The following is a 20,403-nucleotide window of genomic DNA, read 5'->3' as shown; positions in this document are numbered from 1 at the left end:
GCTGATGGCAGCAAAGAAGAGTGGCAAGACGCTGGATTTGACAGCGGTGCTCGACCTCAACGAGGCTTCCGCCTTGCGCGATAAACTCCTCTCCCTCCGGGGTAGCGGTCTTTCGATAGACGCTTCCGGCGTCGAACGGATCGGTGCTCTTTGCGCCCAGGTTCTGATGTCCGCCGAGAAGACCTGGGAGCAGGACAAGCAGCCGTTCACCTTCTCCAAGGTGTCCGACGCATTTCAGAAAACGATGCAGCTGGTTGGCGTCAATATTGACCACCTGCTTGCCAAGGAGATTCGGCAATGAAGAAAAAAGTGCTCACCGTGGATGATTCCCGCACCATCCGAAACATGCTTCTCGTGACGCTGAATAATGCCGGCTTCGAGACGATACAGGCGGAAGACGGCATCGAGGGCCTCGAGGTTCTCGAAGAGTCCAACCCTGACGTCATCGTGACCGACATCAACATGCCGCGCCTCGACGGTTTCGGCTTCATCGAAGGTGTCCGCCGCAACGAGAAATATCGGGCGATCCCGATCCTGGTCCTAACCACCGAAAGCGATGCGGAAAAGAAGAACCGCGCCCGCCAGGCCGGTGCCACGGGCTGGATCGTCAAGCCTTTCGACCCGGCCAAGCTGATCGATGCCATTGAGCGTGTAACCGCTTAAACCCAGGATTTGCTCCTATGGATATGAACGAAATCAAAGAGATCTTTTTCCAGGAGTGCGAGGAACAGCTCGCCGAGCTGGAATCCGGTCTTCTGAAAATGAATGATGGCGATCGCGATCCGGAAACCGTCAACGCGGTGTTCCGTGCCGTGCATTCGATCAAGGGTGGCGCCGGCGCCTTCGGCCTTGACGATCTGGTAGCCTTCGCCCATGTTTTCGAGACCACTCTCGATTGCGTTCGATCCAACAAGCTTGAGCCGAATCAGGATGTCCTGAAGGTGATGCTGAAGTCGGCCGACGTGCTCGCCGACCTGACGAACGCCGCACGCGACGGCGGCAGCGTCGATGAAAGCCGCAGCCGCGGCCTCGTCAAGGAACTTGAGGCGTTGGCCAACGGCGAATTGCCGTCTCCCTCGGCATCGTCCGAAGCGCCGGCGCCGAAGGCCGCCGCAAAGGCTGCTCCGGCCGCTCCGGCGCCGACCCCCAAGCCGACCGACGACAGCGGCTTCCAGCCAGTCCCCTTTTCCTTTGACGATTTTGGCGGCGAGGGCGATGCGGGCGGCATGCCGGCCTATGAAGTCATCTTCAAGCCGCGCTACGAACTCTATTCCAAGGGCAATGACGCCACCCTGCTGCTGCGCGACCTCTCGCGCCTCGGCGAAATGACCATCTACTGCAATACGGATGAGCTGCCGGGCCTCGAGGAACTCGATCCGGAAGGCGCCTATTTCTTCTGGAACGTCACGATCAAGACGGACAAAGGCGAGGACGCTATTCGCACCGTCTTCGAATTCGCCGAGTGGGATTGCGAGCTGACGGTGAAGCCGGTCGAAGAAGCAAGGGCGGACGCGACCAGCAACGACGAACTGCCGATGGTGCCGGTCCCCTTCGATCTGTCGATCCTGGACGAAACGGGCGCAACGGAAGAGGTTTCCGCCTCAGACGCGCGGGCCGAGGAGACGGCCGCAGCCGTTGCCGCCGCCGAAACTGCCTCCAACGTCACGCAGATGGCCGCAGCCGCCGCCCGCGTCGAGAAGAAGGAATCGGCAGCCGCCGCAGCGGCCGCAGCAAGTGCTGCCGCCCAGAACAATGCCGCCGGTGCCGGCCAGACGATCCGCGTCGATCTCGACCGTGTCGACCGCCTGATCAACCTCGTCGGCGAATTGGTCATCAACCAGGCGATGCTGTCGCAGAGTGTCATCGAGAATGACACGACCGGCACCTCCTCGATCAATATGGGCCTCGAAGAGCTGCAGCAGCTCACCCGCGAGATCCAGGACTCGGTCATGGCGATCCGCGCGCAGCCGGTGAAGCCGGTGTTCCAGCGCATGTCGCGTATCGTCCGCGAAATCGCCGACATGACCGGCAAATCGATCCGCCTCATCACTGAAGGTGAAAACACCGAAGTCGACAAGACGGTCATCGACAAGCTGGCCGAGCCGCTGACCCACATGATCCGCAACGCCGTCGACCACGGCATCGAAACACCCGAAAAGCGCGCAGCTGCCGGCAAGAACACCGAAGGCACGGTCCGCCTCACCGCCAAGCATCGTTCGGGACGCATCCTGATCGAGCTTGCCGACGACGGCGCCGGCATCAACCGCGAGAAGGTCCGCCAGAAGGCGATCGACAACGACCTCATCCCGGCCGACGCCAACCTGTCGGACGAGGAAATCGACAACCTGATCTTCCTGCCGGGCTTCTCGACGGCCGACAAGATCTCCGACATCTCCGGCCGCGGCGTCGGCATGGACGTCGTCAAGCGCTCGATCCAGGCGCTCGGCGGCCGCATCAACATCACCTCGAAGCCGGGCCACGGTTCGGTCTTCACCATGAGCCTGCCGCTGACGCTCGCCGTCCTCGACGGCATGGTAGTCACCGTCGCCGGCCAGACGCTGGTCGTGCCGCTGACCGCGATCGTCGAAACCCTGCAGCCGGAAGCTGCCGCGATCCATTCCTTCGGTGCCAACCACCGGCTGATCTCGATCCGCAACAGCTTCTGCCCGCTGGTCGATGTCGGCCGCATCCTGAACTTCCGCGCCACCCAGGCCAATCCGGTCGAGGGCGTGGCGCTTCTGGTGGAATCCGAAGGCGGCGGCCAGCGCGCCCTGATGGTCGACGCCATCCAGGGTCAGCGCCAGGTGGTCATCAAGAGCCTGGAAGCAAACTACACCCACGTGCCGGGCATTGCTGCCGCCACAATCCTCGGCGACGGCCGCGTGGCTCTCATCCTCGATGTCGACGCAGTTGTCGGCGCCTCGCGCGGCCAGTCGCTCAAAGCGGAAATGTCGTTAGCAGCGGTGGGCTAAGGGAATGTCGTACACTGTAAAAAATCTGAACGAGGGGGATCGCGAGCTGATCGCGTTCCGCATCGGGGATCAGGAATTTTGCGTGAACATCATGTCGGTTCGCGAAATCCGGGGCTGGACCCCGGCGACCGCGATGCCGCATTCGCCTGGCTATATGCTGGGTGTCATCAACCTGCGCGGCGCGGTGCTGCCGATCATCGATCTTGCGGCCCGGCTCGGCATGAAGCCGGCCGATCCGACTGCCCGTCATGTCATCATCGTCGCCCAGGTCCGGCGTAAGGTCGTCGGCCTCCTGGTCGACGCCGTTTCTGATATCCTGACGGTGACCGACGAAACCATCCAGCCGACGCCCGAGATCTCCTCCGAACTCGAGCGTCAATTTGCCCGCGGCATTCTCGCCATCGAGAAGCGAATGATCTGCCTGATCGAACTCGAATCCCTCTTTCCAGAGACCGAAAGCGAAGCCGCATGAGTGTAATGGGCGCAAAAGATCAGAGACAGGGATCCGACGAGGTCCTGGCGAGCGGAGAATATCCGCTGACGCGCCGCGACCTCACCGAGATCGCCGCGATGATCTATTCCGATGCCGGCATCTTCCTCAACGAGACGAAGGCGTCGCTGGTCTATTCGCGTCTATCGAAGCATATCCGCAATCTCGGTCTGTCCGGCTTTCGGGAATATTGCGACCTCGTCGCTTCGCCGGCGGGTGCTGCGCCGCGCCGCGAGATGCTTTCGCACCTGACGACCAATTTTACCCGCTTCTTCCGCGAGAACCACCATTTCGACCACCTGCGCGACCATGTCCTGCCCGAACTTCTACAGCGGGCGAGATCGGGCGGCAGGGTGCGCATCTGGTCAGCCGCCTCCTCCGATGGGCAGGAACCCTATTCGATCGCGCTGACGGTGCTGTCGCTGATGCCGAATGTCGCGGACTACGACTTCAAGATCCTGGCAACCGACATCGATCCGAAGATTCTCGCGATCGCCCGGGCCGGCGCCTATGACGAGAGCGCGCTTGAAACCGTGTCGCCGGCTATGCGCAAGCAATGGTTCAGCGAAGTCGAGATACAGGGCCGCAGGAAGTTCCAGGTCGACGACCGCGTGAAGCGGCTGATCACCTACAACGAGCTGAACCTGATGGCGCAATGGCCGTTCAAGGGCAAGTTCGACGTCATCTTCTGCCGCAACGTCGTCATCTATTTCGACGAGCCGACGCAGATGAAGATCTGGCAGCGTTTCGCCGGTCTGCTGCCGGAGGGCGGGCATCTCTATATCGGCCATTCCGAGCGCGTTTCGGGTGAGGCAAAACACGTCTTCGACAATATCGGCATCACGACCTATCGCTATACGGCCAAAGGTCTCGGGAGGAAGGCATGAGCGCTCCGGCAAGAGTTCTCGTTGTTGACGACTCCCCGACGATGCGGGGCCTGATCACCGCCGTGCTGAGTTCCGACCCCGAGGTCAACGTCATCGGCCAGGCCGGCGATGCGCTGGAAGCGCGCGAGGCGATCAAGCGGCTGAACCCCGACGTCGTGACGCTCGACATCGAGATGCCGAACATGAACGGTCTCGATTTCCTCGAAAAGATCATGACGCTGCGTCCGATGCCGGTGATCATGGTGTCCACCATGACCCATCGCGGCGCCGAGGCGACGCTTGCGGCGCTGGAGATCGGCGCCTTCGACTGCGTCGGCAAGCCGGCGCCGGGCGAACTCAGGCCGTTTGGCGACCTCGCCGAGAAGGTCAAGGCCGCCGCGCGCACGCAACGCCAGTATACCCAACCTGCTGCCGCCGTCGCGCCACCACCCTCGGTCGCCGATTTCCGCGTCGGCCGCAAGATCGTCGCGATAGGCTCGTCGACCGGCGGTGTCGAGGCGCTGATCGCCGTGCTGCAGAAATTTCCGGCGAATTGCCCGCCGACCGTTATCACCCAGCATATGCCGCCGACCTTCACCAAGAGCTTCGCCGAACGGCTGAACCGCCTCTGTGCGCCGGTGGTGCAGGAAGCGACCGATGGTGCCCGTCTCGAAATCGGCAAGATCTATCTGGCGCCCGGCGGCGAGCGTCACCTCCAGGTCAGCAGCGCCTCGGCGCCGTGCTGCCGTCTCATTGACCGGGCACCGGTCAACGGTCACCGCCCCTCGGTGGACGTACTTTTCGATTCGGTCGCGGAACTGGCGGGCCGTAATGCCGTCGGCGTGATTTTGACCGGAATGGGCCGCGATGGCGCCGCCGGATTGTTGAAAATGCGCCACGCCGGCGCCAGAACGCTCGGCCAGAACGAAAAAACCTGTGTCGTTTACGGAATGCCAAGGGTTGCCCACGAACTTGGCGCCGTTGAGCAGCAGCTCCCGCTGTCTGCCATCGGTGAAGAAATATTGAAAATGACAGCCGCCCGAAAGGAAGGGACCGAATAAATGTCGATCGCGGAGAAAATCAAAGTTCTGATCGTCGATGATCAGGTAACGAGCCGGTTGCTGCTCAGCGACGCGCTGACCCAGCTCGGTTTCAAGCAGATCACCTCGGCCGGCGACGGCGAGCAGGGCATGAAGATCATGGCCGAGCAGCCGCACCACCTGGTGATCTCGGACTTCAACATGCCGAAGATGGATGGCATCGGCTTCCTTCAGGCTGTTCGCACCAACCCGAACACCAAGAAGGCGGCCTTCATCATCCTGACCGCCCAGGGCGACCGCGCGCTGGTGCAGAAGGCGGCCCAGCTCGGCGCCAACAACGTGCTCGCCAAGCCGTTCACGATCGAGAAGATGAAAGCGGCCATCGAAGCCGTGTTTGGAGCCCTGAAATGATCACTGAGGGGGCAGCCCGCCGCGTGCACATCATTCAAGGCGAGTACAAGGTTCTGAGCGATCCGAATGCGGTCCTCTCGACCATTCTCGGCTCGTGCGTGGCTGCGTGCCTCAGAGATCCTGTCGCCGGTGTCGGCGGCATGAACCACTTTCTGCTACCCGGTTCGGCGACGTCGCCGACTTCAGGTGGCGATGCCACGCGGTACGGCGTGCATCTGATGGAACTGCTGATCAACGGCCTCCTGAAGCAGGGCGCCCGGCGCGACCGGCTGGAAGCAAAAATCTTCGGCGGCGCGAAGACGATCTCGACATTCTCCAATGTCGGTGAGCAGAACGCGGCCTTCGCCGTGCAGTTCCTGAGGGATGAAGGCATTCCGGTGGTCGGTTCCTCGACCGGTGGAGAGCATGGACGCAAGCTTGAATATTGGCCGGTCTCCGGTCGTGCGCGGCAATACCCCCTGACCGGCGCCGAAACGCAGAGAACTGTCGCTCTCGAGCAGCGTCCCGCCGCTCCGCAGAAGCCCGTCGAAACCAGTATCGAATTTTTTTGATGGCGAGGATTTTCATATGACATTTAACCCGGTGATGGAGCCGCCTGCGCCTGTTGAAGCGCTGAGCGACATCCTGATGCGCATCGTGTCCGAACTGCACGATGTCGCCTATCTCATCGAGCGCATCGAGCCGCAGCTTCTCGAAATCGGCGGCGCCGAAATCCTGAATTCGCCGGATGCCATGAAGGTCATGCAGGGCATTGATCTGGCCGTGCAGAAATCGCGCGGCCTTGCCGAATTTATCGATACCATCACCGGTGAAATCCCGCACGGCTGGGCAGTCGATGTCGCAACCGCGCTCAGCCTCGTCAAGCTGGCAGAGATGCAGAAGGCATTGGGCGGCGCCACACGCCACGGCCATTCCCAGCCATTGAGCAAGGCAGCCGGCGACTTCGATTTCTTCTAAAGCGCGTCGCAATCTTCAGATTCGCGCCTTGCGCTTTAGGCCCATTTTGCGCATGTCGTTTTCGCAAAACCGCAGCACACCTTTGCGCGACATGCTTTGGAACCTTTTCGGCCCTGCCGTTCTTCACGAAACGCTCGCACAAGTTTCGCCGACTATTCGTCTGATGAGGCAATAAGCCTGCTTTGTCTTTGACGGATCGTGCGAGAACAGAATGAATCTGTTAAATCAATTAGTTCAGATATTTAAGAACTTCGGCGCCTTGGGCCGAACGCGCCTGATGATTCTTGGAGGCGTCGGTGCCGTCTCTATCGCAATCGTCCTTGCGGCTGCCCTTTTCGTCAACAAGCCGGCACAGGAAACGCTCTATGTCGGTCTGGACTCGCCGGATCTCAACCAGATCAGCATGGCGCTTGCCGAAGCCAACATCAATTTCCAGGTCGGCACGGACGGCACCAGCATCAGCGTCCCCGCGGGGATGACGGGCAAGGCCCGCTTGATGCTTGCCGAGCGCGGCCTGCCGAACAGCGCCAATGCCGGTTACGAACTCTTCGACAATGTCGGCTCTCTCGGCCTGACCTCCTTCATGCAGGAGGTGACGCGGGTTCGGGCGCTGGAAGGCGAAATCGCCCGCACCATCCAGTCGATCTCGGGCATAACAGCCGCACGCGTCCACATCGTCATGCCGGAGGTCGGAAACTTCCGGAAGGCGGAGCAGAAACCGACTGCCTCCGTCATGATTCGCGCCAGCGCGACCACCGGGCGCAGCGCAGCGACCTCGATCCGCCACCTCGTCGCCTCGGCTGTGCCGGGGCTTGACGTCGATGACGTGACCATTCTCGATTCCGCCGGCCAGCTGCTCGCTTCCGGCGACGAGGCGAGCAACAGCTCGCTGAACCGCTCGCTCAACATCGTCCAGAACGTTCAGCAGGAAGTCGAATCCAACATCGACAAGGCGCTGGCACCCTTCCTCGGCATGGACAACTTCCGCTCCAGCGTCACCGCCGATCTCAACACGGACGCCCAGCAGATCCAGGAAACGACCTACGATCCCGAATCCAAGGTCGAACGCTCGGTTCGCTCGACGAAGGAAGCCCAGCAGTCGCAGCAGAAGCAGTCCGATAGCGCGACGACGGTCGAGCAGAACATTCCGCAGGCGGCCCCCGAGGCCGGCGGTTCCGCCGGGCCCGAATCGCAGGACAAATCCGACAAGCGCGAAGAGCAGACCAACTACGAAATCAACAGCAAGACGACGGCGACGACCCGCAACAGCTATAAGGTCGAGAAGCTGTCGATCGCTGTGGTGGTCAACAAGGGCCGCATCGCCAAGATGGTCGGAGAACCCGCCGACCAGACCAAGGTTGACGCCTATCTTGCCGAAATGCAGAAGATCGTTGCTTCGGCGGCTGGCATCGACGCCAAGCGCGGCGACGTCGTCACCGTCACGGCCATGGACTTCCTCGAAAACCAGCTGCTTGAAGACGCCACCGGTGGCGTCCGAGTCATGGACATGCTGAGCCGCAACCTTGCCGGCATCATCAACTCGCTCGCCTTTGTCGCGGTCGCCTTCGTGGTGGTCTGGATGGGTCTGCGGCCGCTGGTGCGCAGCGTCAGCGGCAACGGCAGCTCCGCGGCTTTCGGCGACGCCACGCCGGAAGCGGCCGGCCTCGAGCTTCCGGACTTCGCGCCTGCATCAGGAGCCGCCGGTGGCGCCCTCATGGACGGCTTCGGGTCCGATTTCGGCTTCGACAGTACCGAAGACCTGCTCAGCCTCGGCGACGACGATGGAAACTTCAATCGGCGCGTCAAGGAAGGTCCGGAACGCAAGCTTTCCCGTATGGTCGAGATCAACGAGGAACGCGCCGCGAAAATCCTCAGGAAATGGGCGATCGACGACGCAGCGTAAAGCAAAGGCCGGGCAACCGGCCTTTTTTCATGTCGGTACCGAAGCTTGATTCCCCAACCGCTGTTTGCTGAAAAGCCGTGGCTGGAGATGCGAGAGACCTGGCATGACAATCAGGGTCGGGAATTCGAATAAGACGATAGACCCGACCACTGAAATGCGGCTGTAGCGCGACATGATGAGATTGACTCGCGTAAAACGCGAAGCAAGTTGCGATGCCGCCAGAATCACCTTAGCCTCCCTATATCTTGAAGGCTGGAACGAGTGATCGAATCAGTGCATTGGCGACAGCGAAAGTAAATCCCTAGAAGTCGGAGATGGTGATTTGCATCGGCTGGCTTACCCTTAGGTGATTCGAAATGGGATTCGAGCGGGACTTGAATTGAATCCCTTACAGAAAAATTGCTGTTGCACCGAGTTCGATCGTTTCTCAGCCGCAGGACGTTGCCAATGGATATGAATGTAATTCAGGCGAGCAAAGGCGAGAGGCAGATGGCGAATTTCGCGAGCGCGGTGGTGCCGGATCTGTTGCCGCGCGATAAGCTGCTCCAGCGCCTCCACGGTGTCACCAGCAGCGGCAGGTTGCAGTCTGGTCTGCGCGCACTGACGGACTACGTGGGTGCTTCGCACTACCTTCTGGCGCGCTGCGATCTCCTTCAGGAAAGTGGCCTCGATTTCATCGTTTCGTCTGATTGGCCCTTCGACCTGGTCAGGGACATCGCCAATGATCTGGTCCGCGGCTATGCCCGTTCCACCGAGCTGGAAAGATGCATGCAGGTCTTCCAGCCGAATTTTGCTCTTCTGCCTGACAGTGCCGAAGTTCCGGACGGCGCCAGCCGCCAATATTGTTCGGTGACCTTCAATGTCGGCCGGTCGCGGCTGGCTCTGATGTTCCTGTTCGGCGAGGGATTCATTCTTTCGCCGGAGCGGTTGCGCGATGTCGGTCTGCTTGCAGGTTATGTCGCGAGCTTCCTTCGCTGCGGCGGGACGAGGGTCGATCGCGATTTCGAATTGACGGACCGGGAACTGGAATGCCTGTTCTGGATTGCCGAGGGCAAGACCAGCGACGAGATCGCGATGATCCTCGGAATTTCCCGCAATACCATCAACAACTACATCACCAGTGTGATGCGCAAGACGGCGACCAAGACCCGGTCCGAGGCCATTGCTTTCGCCGTCCGGAATAATCTCGTATAGGGGGATCTATGGGGCACCCATCAGGCAGGACGATGAGCAGCGCTGAGCAGCTGCGCATGGTGCGTGTGAGCAGGATTTCCAGCCGGTCCGATCTTTTTCCGCGGCTGATCGCGATGCAGAAGCTCGTCGATGCGCAAGGATTCGCGATCTTCCGCGTCAGCGGTTCGGGCCTTCCGGCAAAGCAGCGGCTTGTCTGCGAGCTTGAGAACTGGGGACCGTCCAATGCCGGTTTCGGCAAGGCCTTCACGGACGCCTATGGCGATATTCTTCTCGACCATATCGACAAATCGCTGCTGCCGCTTTCATGGGCCGGCGGTTACGACCGTGCGGCGCCCGGTCCGGCGGACTTCGCGCCGTTCATGACACGGCTGCAGGACGGTATTCTGCCTTTCTCCGGACTTGCCTTTCCGGTGCGGCTCGGCGCCGTCGGCAACGGTTTCATCCTTTTTACCGGCGATGAGATCGATCCCTCGAGCGATACCATCGTCGAGCTGCACGGCCGCTGCTGCCATATCATGATGGATCTACTCTCGCTCGACGAACGCCGCACGGCCGCCGCCGAGGCGCTCAGCGAACGCGAGATCGCCTGTCTGCAGCTTGCGGGCGACGGCCGCATCAGCGAAGAGATTGCCGACAAGCTCGGCCTGTCGGTGCACACCGTGAACGCCTATCTCGGCTCGGCGACCATCAAGCTCGATTCCGTCAACCGTATTCAGGCGATCGCCAAGGCAATCCGGCTCGGTTATATCAGCTGAACCCGCGCAGTCCTTCCAGCGTTGCGCGTCTCTTTAGCAAGCGACGCTGTAACGCTTTGAATTGCGGTCCAAGGCGAATGTGAAAGCTCGGTTGTCTTGAAAGTCGTCAGCCGGCCAGCGACTGAGGCAGCTGGTTCACGCTGTAACGCGCTTCCCGAAGGCTCTTTTTGAGGAAGATGGTGTTCTCGTCAGGATCGGCCGAGGGATCCTGGAAAGCGATATGATTGATCTCGATGCCGGCGTGATCTTCGGCAAGGGTGAGCTGCGCGTAGACGGTGACGCCGCGCGGTTTGATTTCCAGGTCGAGAACGACTTCGGGCTTGCCACCCCACTCCAGCGTATAATTGCCGCCCAGGCCGAAATTCACCGTGCCCGGATGAAAGAAAAGCTCCGCCGCCGAAGCGACGAGATCGGAAAGATTGCCGTAATACTCGAAGCGCAGCAGTGAAATAAGGTCAGAAGCATCCAGTAGGCGCAGTTCAGTGGCGACCGGGCTGATCGCGTCTGCGAGGATCTTTTCACGCTGGGTAGAGTGGGGACATTTTTTCATTCGGCTTATCTGACCCGTTTGTTCTTGGCGTCTGCGGCGTAGACCCGGTGGATGAGCTCCGCAACCGCCTTATAGAAGACTGACGGGATGACACTATCGATCGAGACTTGCGCAAACATGGAGCGCGCAAGCGGCGGATCCTCGAACACCGGTATACCGTTCTGCTCGGCAATCTCCCTGATTTTGAGCGCAATAAGGTCCTGACCCTTGGCCAGCACCACCGGCGCATCGTTTTCTTCACGCGCGTAACGCAGCGCCACCGCATAATGCGTCGGGTTTGCAATCACCAGCGTCGCGCGGTGCACGTTGGCGATCATGCGCCGGCGCGCGCGGTCGCGCATCAGCGAGCGCTGCCGGCTCTTGACGAAGGGGTCGCCCTGCGCCTGCTTGTTTTCTTCCTTCACCTCGTGCCGCGTCATCTTCAGCTCTGTGAACCAGTGATGGCGCGTCCAGAAAAGATCGGCGATCGCCACGATCGCGGTGGCGATCAGCATGACGATGATGATCTTGCGCATCGCTGCCATCATTCGCACGAGAATCGTCTGCGGATCGGAGAACATCGCGTCGATCGAGCCGAAATATTCGCTCCTGAGCACGAAGAACAGGATCACCCCGACGACGACGACCTTGAACAGCGATTTTCCGAATTCGACCAGGCCGGGCACGCTGAACAGTCGTGACCAGCCTTTGATCGGCGAGATACGCGAGGCCTGCGGGCGGATGCGTTCAAGCACCAGTGTCGGCAGATTCTGGAAGACGGAGGAGGCGATGCCGAACACCATGAACAGGATGAAGGCGGGCGCCACCAGCGCGGCACTTGCCCAGCCGAGCCGCCCGAACAGCGCCAGCACATCCGGCCCCGTCTCGATCTTCCATTGATCGGGCTGTTCGAAGATGTCGCGCAGCGTTTCACTCATGCGTCCGACGCTGTCGGGAAGGAAGAATACGAGGTAAATGAAGGTCGCGAGGATCGTCGCAAAGATGGAAAGTTCGCGCGAAGACGGCACGTTGCCCTTTTCTGCGGCATCGCTTTGCTTTTTCGCGGTTGGGGCTTCTGTTTTGCTGTCCTTGTCATCGTCTGCCAAGTCGCGGCCCTCCGTCAAAGAAATAGGCCGCAGCTAATGCATGCCGCCCAAAAAGGTGCAGCGGTTTTGCGATAACGACAGGCATCAGAACAAAGATCTAAAGCGCGTCGCAGGAACCGAGTTCTATGCGACGCGCTTTAGAGCGGTCTATGGCTGGAAGGGTAGTCGCCTGTGGCACGGCGATCAACAGCCGCCTTTCGGCATGCCGGATTTGTCAACAGTCTCGACGTGCCGATGCATGTCGCCTGGAAGTGTGCAGCGGTTCCGGGATAACGACGTGCATAAAACAAGGAACTAAAACGAGTCGCATGAATCAGTTCACTGCGACGCGTTTTAGGCGGCTGCCGAAGCGTCGCCTTCCTTTTCCTTGAGCTCGATCTGGCCGGAATTGGCCAGGCGAATCGCTTCCTGGGCCACGGCGCGGCGGGCAATCGCGATCTCGCGCGGATTGACGCCGCCCATGCCGCTCTGCAGATCCGATTCGATCATGCGGCGCTGGCGTGGGCTGATGGCGGAGAGAACCGATTCGCGAATCTCGGGGGGCGACCCGCGCAGCGCGACGGTGAGCACATCCGTCGAGATGTCGTTGAGCAGCATGACGCGGCTGCGCTGCGGCATGTACATGAGGTCCTCGAACAGGAAGATCTTCGGGCGAACCTTATTGACCGACTCGCGGCTGATCGATTCGAGCGAGCTGAGCAGCGTGTCGACCTGCGGCTTGTCGAGCTCGTTCATGAGATCGGCGACCTTCGTCGAGCCGGCTGCATTGCGCTCTGCCTCGACCTCGGCAAGCAGCGTCATGACCTGGTTTTCGATGATCTGCGCAGCCTTGGGGCTGACCGCCTTCATGTTGACCGTTCTGTTCATGATGTCGGCGCGGCGGTTGTCGGGAAGCTGCAGCAGCACCTTGGCGCCGAAGGAGGAGGGCATCATCGAAAGAATATAGGCGACGGTCTGCGGATGTTCGCGCAGCAGGAACTGTGCGACGAATGCCGGCTCCGCCTCGCTGAGGCGATCCCAGATCGAGGTTTCGTAAGCCTGGAATGCGGTGCGGCGGCCGAGCAGGCTATCGACTTCGTCGGGCGTCAGGCCTTCTTCCAGAATGGCCTCGATCGCCTTGGCGTTGTCCATCAGCCCGGCACCCTCGGTGAAGAGGTCTTCGAACTCGGAGACGAGCAACAGCAGCTCGTCCGGCGGAATGGCGCGCAGCGACTGGGCGGATGAGATAATGGTCTGCAGTTCGGCCTGGGTGAAATACTTCAACAGCCGGCCGGCGACACCCTTTCCCATAGCGAGAAGAACAGCCGCCGCCTTTTCAGCCTGGGTCAACGGTTTCCCGGCTAGCGCGCCGCCGAAATCGTCAAAGTCCATCATGGTCTAACCTCTCCGTCCCACACAGGGATCAGGCTTTTTTCGTACTCAAAACTTCTATCAGTTTCACACCGAATCGCGTGTCGTCGTTATCAAGCACCGTAATTTCGCCGCGGGCAATCCTGCGGCCATTCACCATGATCTCGACCGGTTCACCGATCTTCTTGTCGAGGGCGATCGTCGCCCCTTCATTGAGGTTCATCAGGCCGGATACCTGCATGCGGCTGGTGCCGAGCATGATCTGGACGTCGATCGGGATGTCCATGATCAGGTCGAAGTTGGAATTCAAAGCGCTGCCGAGCGGGGCCGGGGACGCCTCGAAGGAGGAGCTGCTGCCGAAATCCATGCCGGCAGCCGGGCTGGCATCGCCGCCGCCGAAGTCGCCGCCGAAATCGTCGCTGCCAAAGGGGGTTTCCGAAGTCTCGCCACCAAAGGCCGCCAGGTCCGTTCCTGCTGCGAAGGGGTCGCTCTGCAGGTCGTCGCCAAACTGCGACAGGTCGCCGTCGGCATCCTGCTTCAGCACGCCGCGCAGATCGTCGATCGCCTGATCGAGATCCGCTTCGCTGCCCGGAAGATCCAGGGAGAGGTCGCTGTTCTGCTGTGTTTTCTTCGTAGCCATGAAATCACTATTCCAGTTGAAACTTGCCTCAAACTGCCTTTGCAGCCCAAAAGCCAGAGAACCGATTAATTCATTAAATGACGGATGAGTTCATCATCCGAGTTCATCGTATCCTTGACGCGGACCATGTAATTTTCGCCTGAACGCCCGAACTCGCACACATACAATTCCTTGCTGTTGGCGCTGACCTCGACACGCACGTCGCCGTGGTCGCGGAACGGAATGACGTCACCGACCATCAGCTTCGATATCGTGCGCAGCGTCAGGTCCTGCAGCCTGATCTTGGCCTCGAGCGTGACATGTGAGCGGCGGACCTGGTCACCGAGCTGTTCGGTCCATTCCGCCGAGTTGCTGCTGGCCTGGCGTTTCGGCTTCGGCGGCGTCACCTTGGTCTTGAGCAGTGCCGTCTGCGGAACGATCAACGAAAATTCCGAAACGATGCCGGCAAGCGTGATCGACATGTTGATGGCGGCCGCGAATTCATCCGGACGATCCTCCTGCGGCCGGGCGCGCATGTCATGGGCGTGCGGGGCCGAAAGGCTCGGTTCGAAACCGCCCGGCGCGTTGACGGCCGAGCGCAGCACCTTGGCGATCTTGTCGAAGACCATGACCGCCAGATCGAGCTCGATGATCGAAAGCATTCGGTCGGCCGGTTCCTCGATCGTATCGGCGGTGGCGCCGAGCAGATGCTCCATCAGCGTGATGACGAAGCCGTTGCCGCAGGCAAGCGTAATGTTCTGCGACCAGTTGCGCAGCGTCGCGTCGACGAGTGTGACGTTCGCGCTCAGGTCTTCGATGAGGTGGTTCTTGTAGCCGATCTCGCAGCCGAGATAGTTGACCGTCACATCGAGGCCGGTCTCGCTTTTGATGACGTCGGGAAAGAATTCGCTGTAGATTTCCCCGAAGGAACTGCAGATCTTGGCGACCCTGCCTCTGTCGCCAAGCCCGCCTGTCAGCTTGGCGAGGAGGGCAGGATCCATTGTCGGTTTGTCGTGCGAAGCATTGCTCATAGTCATTTAAGCCGCCTTGTTTTCGCCACCTGGGTTCATCATTTCCTGCTCGACCGCATCGATGGACGGACGCTCGTAAGCCGAGATCGTCTTGCGGCCGTATTCGAGAGCGACCTGCGGCACCGAGCCGTTCATATAGGCAAGCAGTGTCTGCTTGACGATGACGTAGAGGCGGTGCTGCTTGTTGCGCACGACCTTGATCTGGGAGACCAGCGGCGAGCAGACGCAGTAGGACAAGAGAATGCCGAGGAAGGTGCCGACGAGCGCCGAGCCGATCAGGTGGCCGAGCACTTCAGGCGAATCGTTGATGTGGGCCATCGCCTTGATGACCCCGAGAACGGCCGCGACGATGCCGATCGCCGGGAAGGAATCGCTCATGATCTGGATCGAGTGGTAGGGCTTCATCTTGTCGTGCATGATGGTGTTGAGCTCTTCGTCCATCAGCGCCTCGATCTCGTGGCTGCGAGCGTTGCCGATGATGATCAGGCGCACGTAGTCGCAGATGAACGCCGTAAGCTCCTTGTTCTTCAGAACCGTCGGAGCCGCCTGGAAGATCGTCGATTCGGTCGGATTGTCGATATGGGCTTCGATTTCGTTTCGCGACTTGGTGCGCAGGTCGCGCATCAGCGAATAGAGCACGCCGAGCGTATCGAGATAATTGCGTTCCTTCGGCACAGCGTGCCTGAAGGCTTCGCTGAGCGCCTTGCCGGAGTCCTTCACCACCTTCATCGGGTTCGCCATGATGAAGCTGCCGAGGCCGGCGCCGCCGATGATGAGGAATTCGAAGGGCTGGAACAGCGCGTCCACTTCGCCGCCCATGGCCATGAAGCTGCCGACGATACAGCCGCAAGTCACTATAAATCCGATAATGATATTCATCGTCAGCCCAATCTGAACGTTGCTTTTCTTTGAGACGGATAGGGTTTCTGCCTTGCGTGAGGCTGATGAAAGGCCCGATCGCGAGGCATTTCCGCGTGCCAGCTTCGCGCAAGCATCTGCCGTCAGTCTAAAGGAGACGAATGGGTGCCCGCGCCCGTTTCTGAGATGCCGCCTCAGCGAAATCCCGGCCGAACCACTCAAGACGACGCCCGGCTTTTCGTCCCGTTCATCGCCAATGCTTGGAGCTTACCGACATGCAATCCGGTCTTTATGTTTCTCTGTCGTCGCAGATGGCCCTCGAAAAGCGTCTGAACACCATCGCAGACAACATGGCGAACGTGAATACGACCGGTTTTCGCGCCACCGAGGTGAAGTTCGATGAGATGGTGGCGAATACCAAGAACAAGCTGAACACCAAAGTCGCCTTCGTTTCCCAGGGCAACGACTATCTGAACGAGGGAAACGGCGAACTGCAGCACACCGGCAACATGCTGGATTTCGCCATCAAGGGCGATGCCTGGTTTTCGCTCGAAACGCCGGCCGGCCAGGTGCTGACGCGGGACGGTCGCTTCACGATCAAGGATACCGGCGAGCTCGTCTCGATCAGGGGATATCCCGTGCTCGACGCAGGCGGTGCGCCGATCCAGCTTAACACGAAAGGCGGCGAGCCGGCCGTGGGCACCGACGGCATCATCTATCAGGACAAACGCCAGGTCGCTTCGCTCGGCTTGTTCGAGGCCGATATCAGCAAGGGTTACCTGCGCTACGAAAACAGCGGCATCATGACCACCGACCAGCCGCGCGCCGTCGTCGACCGCTTCAATGTCGGTGTCGAGCAGGGTTATCTCGAAAACTCCAACGTCAACGCCATGCGCGAGATCACCCAGCTGATTGAAGTCAACCGCGCCTTCGAAAGTGTCTCGTCGCTGATGCGCGACAGCGAAGATTCCTTCAAGGAAGCCGTCCAGACACTTGGGGGCAGCCGCTAGGCGAAAGTTGAAAGTTAAAGTATGAGCACCACGCTACTGTCTGAGGACGGCCTCTCCCCTAAGCTGGCGCATCTGGCGGGCCTCGTCGACCGATACGCATCGCCGGAGTTCGCGGTTGCCCATGGCGGTCGCGTGCAGACCATCGCCGCCGGCCACTACACGGTTCACGGTCTCTCCCGCCATGTTCGTCTCGGCGAGTTCGTGGCCCATAAATCGGCGACCGGCATCCATCTGGGCGAAGTCGTGCGCGTCGAGCCGGAGCTGATCTATGTCTGCCCGATCGAACCCGGCGAGCCGATCGGCATCCACGATACCGTCATCCGCAAGGGCGCCTTCCGCATTTCACCGTCAGACAGCTGGTGTGGACGCACCGTCAACTCGCTCGGCGAGCCGATCGACGGGCTGGGTCCGGTCACCGAGGGGCTCGATCGCCGCTCGATCTCCAATACCGCGCCGCCCTCGATGACCCGCAAGCGTGTCGAGACCGGCTTCAAGACCGGCGTGCGCGCGATCGACATCTTCTCGCCGCTCTGCCTGGGGCAGCGCCTCGGCATCTTCGCCGGCTCCGGTGTTGGCAAGTCGACGCTTCTGTCCATGCTCGCCCGCGCCGATGCTTTCGACAAGGTTGTCATTGCGCTCGTCGGCGAACGCGGCCGCGAGGTGCGCGAATTCATCGAGGATACGCTCGGCAGCAATATGAGGAAGGCGATCGCGGTCGTCGCAACCAGCGACGAGAGCCCGATGCTTCGCAAGATGGCGCCGCTGACGGCCGTCACCATCGCCGAACATTTCCGCGACAAGGGCGAGAACGTCCTCTTCATCGTCGACAGCGTCACGCGTTTCGCCCATGCGATCCGCGAGGTGGCGACCGCCTCCGGCGAGCCGCCGATCGCGCGCGGCTATCCCGCTTCCGTTTTCACCGAGCTGCCACGCCTGCTGGAACGCGCCGGTCCCGGCCCCGAGGGCGCCGGAACCATCACGGCGATCATCTCGATCCTCGTCGACGGCGACAATCACAACGACCCGATTGCCGATTCGACGCGCGGCATCCTCGACGGTCATATCGTCCTGCAGCGCAGTCTCGCCGAAGAAGGGCGTTATCCTCCGATCGATCCGCTCGCCTCGATCTCGCGTCTTGCCCGCAAGGCCTGGACGCCGGACCAGGAAAAGCTGGTGTCGCGGCTAAAGGTGCTGATTCACCGCTTCGAGGAGACGCGCGACCTGCGCCTGATCGGCGGTTACCGCCAGGGTGCCGATCCCGATCTCGACATGGCGGTCAAGCAGGTGCCGATCATTTACGACGTCCTGAAACAGTCTCCGGGCGATCGCGACTCGCCCGATGCCTTTGCCGATCTCGCCGGCGCGCTCAAGGCTGCAGCCGGCATGGGCAATCAGGGCGGACCCATCCAGAGGAGATAGACGTGACTGAATTCGACGACGAACGCATCGCTTCCCTGAAGCAACGCAAGAAAACCGTCATCCTGGATCGGCTGCTGACCTATACCGGCCTGGCGCTTGCCGGCGCCTCCGCTTTCTTCCCCTGGTACGTGTTCTTCAACGCGGACAAGTTCGGCATCAATGTTGCCACCAGCAGCAATTCGCGCGAACTGCCGGATTGGCCGGCGCGCAACGTCTTCAGCGTCTCGCCGCTTGCCATGGTCAACAAGAACGAGGGGGACAAAAAGGCCCCGCCGATCGATCCGCTGACGACCGCAACGGTGTCCGATCTCGGCAAGGAGCGCGATGGCGGCCCCATATTGGAGGATCAGCCCTTCCCCGGCAAATCATCCTTCCGCCTGCTGCATGTTTCCAACGGCCGGGCGCTGATCGAGGATCCCTCCGGGATGTATGTGGTGCGCATCGGCTCGATCCTGCCCGATGAAAGCCGCCTTGCGACGCTCGAGCAGCGCGACGGCAAATGGGTGATCGTCACCTCCAAGGGCGAGACCTACCAGAACAACTGAACCTGTCCGCAAACCCAGGCAACAGGGGCTCCGCCGCGAACCGGCCGGAGCCCCTGTTCTTTTACCCCTGTTCTTTTGATAGCGGCGGCGTTCGCACAAAAGCCTCTCGAAGCCTGAATTCCCGTAAGTCCCACGCAAGATTACCGCACTAGGTTCGGGACAGTAAAAACGGAGAGTTTCATGCAACCAATCCAACTTTTCGACTTGGCTTCGCGACAGGCGGAATGGCTGACGATTCGTCAGCAGGTTGTTGCCGGCAACATCGCGAATGCCAATACCCCGAAGTTCCACGCCAAGGACGTCACGCCCTTTGACGCTGTGCTCGACAAGTCCGACATCGCCATGGCGCGCACCAATCCGGCGCATCTCAGCGGTAATGATTTCAGCAACAGCGGCGATATCGACGTCAAGGAGGCTGCACTCGACCAGGAAATCGGCGTCCAGGAATCCGGCAATACGGTCGGTTTGGCCGAGGAGCTTTCCAAGTCGGGCGATATCAAGCGTCAGTACGATCTGAACACCTCGCTGGTCAGTTCCTTCAACCGCATGATGTTGATGACCGTCAGAAGGTAAAGTCATGGATCCGCTTTCAGCAGCAATGAAAATCGCCGGCTCCGGGCTCGAAGCGCAGTCAACGCGCCTGCGCATCGTCTCGGAAAACATCGCCAATGCCCGCTCGACTGGCGACACGCCCGGCGCCGAGCCCTATCGGCGCAAGACGATTACCTTCGGCCAGCAGATGGATCGCGCCAGCGGCGTCGAGACGGTCGGCGTCAAGAAGGTCGGCGTCGACGAAGGCGACTTCAGCACTGAATTCGATCCCAGCAACCCGGCTGCGGACAAGAAGGGCGTCGTCAAGCTGCCGAACGTCAACATCCTGGTCGAGATGGCCGATATGCGCGAAGCCAACCGCTCGTATGACGCCAATCTGCAGACCATCAAACAGACCCGCGATCTCATCTCCTCCACGATCGATCTCCTGAAGAGCCAATAATCATGATCAGCAGCGTCCAGAATGTCAGCAACCTGTCAATGACCCGTGCGCTCGGCGCCGCCGACGCCGAAAATTCCGCCTCGTCGTCTGCCGCCACCATGCCGGGCGCCGCTGGTGCCGCCAATGGCATGAGCTTCGCCTCGGTCATGGGCAACATGGCGAGCGACGCGGTCACCAGCCTGAAGGGTGCGGAAAGCATGTCCTTTGCCGGTATCAAGGGCACGGCCACGACGCGTGAAGTCGTCGATTCCATGCTCCAGGCCGAGCAGACGCTGCAGACCGCGATTGCCATCCGCGACAAGGTCGTCTCGGCCTTTCTCGAAGTCACCAAGATGCAGATGTAACTGATTTGAG

At 60.6% G+C, this 20,403-nt stretch carries 24 protein-coding genes; 18 read left to right on the top strand and 6 right to left on the bottom strand.

Annotated features, from left to right (window positions below; all coding sequences use genetic code 11):
- The first annotated feature begins 4 nt into the window (after positions 1-4).
- From BS629_RS09530 to visR, 12 genes are all read left to right on the top strand, one after another.
- The gene (locus BS629_RS09530) at positions 5-301 is read left to right on the top strand and encodes an STAS domain-containing protein (RefSeq protein ID WP_003545491.1); all 297 of its coding nucleotides are present in this window, start codon (positions 5-7) and stop codon (positions 299-301) included.
- Entirely contained in the window at positions 298-663 is a 366-nt protein-coding gene (gene cheY1, locus BS629_RS09525) for a chemotaxis response regulator CheY1 (RefSeq protein ID WP_003545492.1), read from the top strand. The genes BS629_RS09530 and cheY1 overlap by 4 nt, the downstream gene beginning before the upstream one ends.
- Before the next feature lie 17 nt (positions 664-680).
- Positions 681-2,972 (top strand): chemotaxis protein CheA, encoded by a 2,292-nt coding sequence (locus BS629_RS09520; RefSeq protein WP_018244794.1) that lies wholly within the window; start codon positions 681-683, stop codon positions 2,970-2,972.
- 4 nt (positions 2,973-2,976) lie between these two features.
- Positions 2,977-3,444 (top strand): chemotaxis protein CheW, encoded by a 468-nt coding sequence (locus tag BS629_RS09515; protein WP_012756045.1) that lies wholly within the window; start codon positions 2,977-2,979, stop codon positions 3,442-3,444.
- Positions 3,441-4,349 carry a protein-glutamate O-methyltransferase CheR gene (cheR, locus tag BS629_RS09510; RefSeq protein ID WP_017992932.1) on the top strand — a complete coding sequence of 303 codons (909 nt, stop codon included), beginning with the start codon at positions 3,441-3,443 and terminating at the stop codon, positions 4,347-4,349. The genes BS629_RS09515 and cheR overlap by 4 nt, the downstream gene beginning before the upstream one ends.
- Positions 4,346-5,389, top strand: coding sequence for a protein-glutamate O-methylesterase CheB (gene cheB, locus BS629_RS09505; RefSeq protein WP_018244795.1), 1,044 nt, complete (start codon positions 4,346-4,348; stop codon positions 5,387-5,389). The genes cheR and cheB overlap by 4 nt, the downstream gene beginning before the upstream one ends.
- The gene (locus BS629_RS09500) at positions 5,390-5,779 is read left to right on the top strand and encodes a response regulator (RefSeq protein ID WP_003556488.1); all 390 of its coding nucleotides are present in this window, start codon (positions 5,390-5,392) and stop codon (positions 5,777-5,779) included.
- Positions 5,776-6,330, top strand: coding sequence for a chemoreceptor glutamine deamidase CheD (gene cheD / locus BS629_RS09495; protein ID WP_018244796.1), 555 nt, complete (start codon positions 5,776-5,778; stop codon positions 6,328-6,330). Before BS629_RS09500 ends, cheD begins: the two co-directional genes overlap by 4 nt.
- 16 nt (positions 6,331-6,346) lie before the next feature.
- Positions 6,347-6,736: a chemotaxis protein CheT gene (gene cheT / locus BS629_RS09490; protein ID WP_018072555.1), complete on the top strand. Its 390-nt coding sequence runs from the start codon at positions 6,347-6,349 to the stop codon at positions 6,734-6,736.
- Positions 6,737-6,947: 211 nt separating this feature from the next.
- Positions 6,948-8,639 carry a flagellar basal-body MS-ring/collar protein FliF gene (gene fliF / locus BS629_RS09485; RefSeq protein WP_018244797.1) on the top strand — a complete coding sequence of 564 codons (1,692 nt, stop codon included), beginning with the start codon at positions 6,948-6,950 and terminating at the stop codon, positions 8,637-8,639.
- A gap of 447 nt (positions 8,640-9,086) precedes the next feature.
- On the top strand, positions 9,087-9,833 hold the full coding sequence (visN, locus tag BS629_RS09480; RefSeq protein ID WP_026188624.1) for a transcriptional regulator VisN: 747 nt from the start codon (positions 9,087-9,089) through the stop codon (positions 9,831-9,833).
- 8 nt (positions 9,834-9,841) lie between these two features.
- Entirely contained in the window at positions 9,842-10,588 is a 747-nt protein-coding gene (visR, locus tag BS629_RS09475) for a transcriptional regulator VisR (RefSeq protein ID WP_018244799.1), read from the top strand.
- 106 nt (positions 10,589-10,694) lie between these two features.
- On the opposite strand, the gene BS629_RS09470 is transcribed toward visR, so the two are convergent.
- The 6 genes from BS629_RS09470 to motA form a co-directional block, all read right to left on the bottom strand.
- Positions 10,695-11,138, bottom strand: a complete 444-nt coding sequence (locus BS629_RS09470) for a hypothetical protein (RefSeq protein WP_018244800.1) — start codon at positions 11,136-11,138, stop codon at positions 10,695-10,697.
- A 5-nt stretch (positions 11,139-11,143) separates the two neighbouring features.
- On the bottom strand, positions 11,144-12,223 hold the full coding sequence (gene flhB / locus BS629_RS09465; protein WP_026188625.1) for a flagellar biosynthesis protein FlhB: 1,080 nt from the start codon (positions 12,221-12,223) through the stop codon (positions 11,144-11,146).
- Between the two features lie 333 nt (positions 12,224-12,556).
- Complete coding sequence (fliG, locus tag BS629_RS09460) at positions 12,557-13,597, bottom strand: flagellar motor switch protein FliG (protein WP_018244802.1); 1,041 nt, start codon at positions 13,595-13,597, stop codon at positions 12,557-12,559.
- A 28-nt stretch (positions 13,598-13,625) separates the two neighbouring features.
- Complete coding sequence (gene fliN / locus BS629_RS09455; RefSeq protein ID WP_018244803.1) at positions 13,626-14,213, bottom strand: flagellar motor switch protein FliN; 588 nt, start codon at positions 14,211-14,213, stop codon at positions 13,626-13,628.
- A gap of 65 nt (positions 14,214-14,278) precedes the next feature.
- Positions 14,279-15,229, bottom strand: coding sequence for a FliM/FliN family flagellar motor switch protein (locus BS629_RS09450; RefSeq protein ID WP_018244804.1), 951 nt, complete (start codon positions 15,227-15,229; stop codon positions 14,279-14,281).
- The gene (gene motA / locus BS629_RS09445; protein ID WP_077988129.1) at positions 15,230-16,102 is read right to left on the bottom strand and encodes a flagellar motor stator protein MotA; all 873 of its coding nucleotides are present in this window, start codon (positions 16,100-16,102) and stop codon (positions 15,230-15,232) included. It abuts the gene before it with no gap.
- A gap of 254 nt (positions 16,103-16,356) precedes the next feature.
- Here motA and flgF point away from each other — a divergent pair, with 254 nt between their 5' ends.
- The 6 genes from flgF to fliE all read left to right on the top strand — a co-directional run bounded on the left by flgF (position 16,357) and on the right by fliE (position 20,393).
- Complete coding sequence (gene flgF, locus BS629_RS09440; protein ID WP_018244806.1) at positions 16,357-17,091, top strand: flagellar basal-body rod protein FlgF; 735 nt, start codon at positions 16,357-16,359, stop codon at positions 17,089-17,091.
- Between the two features lie 21 nt (positions 17,092-17,112).
- Positions 17,113-18,510 carry a flagellar protein export ATPase FliI gene (gene fliI, locus BS629_RS09435; RefSeq protein WP_018244807.1) on the top strand — a complete coding sequence of 466 codons (1,398 nt, stop codon included), beginning with the start codon at positions 17,113-17,115 and terminating at the stop codon, positions 18,508-18,510.
- Between the two features lie 2 nt (positions 18,511-18,512).
- Entirely contained in the window at positions 18,513-19,055 is a 543-nt protein-coding gene (locus BS629_RS09430) for a hypothetical protein (RefSeq protein WP_018244808.1), read from the top strand.
- A gap of 180 nt (positions 19,056-19,235) precedes the next feature.
- Positions 19,236-19,628 carry a flagellar basal body rod protein FlgB gene (gene flgB / locus BS629_RS09425; RefSeq protein ID WP_018072565.1) on the top strand — a complete coding sequence of 131 codons (393 nt, stop codon included), beginning with the start codon at positions 19,236-19,238 and terminating at the stop codon, positions 19,626-19,628.
- Between the two features lie 4 nt (positions 19,629-19,632).
- Positions 19,633-20,049, top strand: a complete 417-nt coding sequence (flgC, locus tag BS629_RS09420) for a flagellar basal body rod protein FlgC (RefSeq protein ID WP_018244809.1) — start codon at positions 19,633-19,635, stop codon at positions 20,047-20,049.
- A 2-nt stretch (positions 20,050-20,051) separates the two neighbouring features.
- A complete protein-coding gene (gene fliE / locus BS629_RS09415) occupies positions 20,052-20,393 on the top strand; it encodes a flagellar hook-basal body complex protein FliE (protein WP_018244810.1) in 342 nt (113 codons plus the stop codon).
- Positions 20,394-20,403 lie beyond the last annotated feature (10 nt).

The organism is Rhizobium leguminosarum bv. viciae USDA 2370 (assembly GCF_002008365.1).
Classification (GTDB): domain Bacteria; phylum Pseudomonadota; class Alphaproteobacteria; order Rhizobiales; family Rhizobiaceae; genus Rhizobium; species Rhizobium leguminosarum.
The sequence above is the reverse complement of the archived record's forward strand: the minus strand, read 5'-3'. Positions and strand labels throughout refer to the sequence as shown.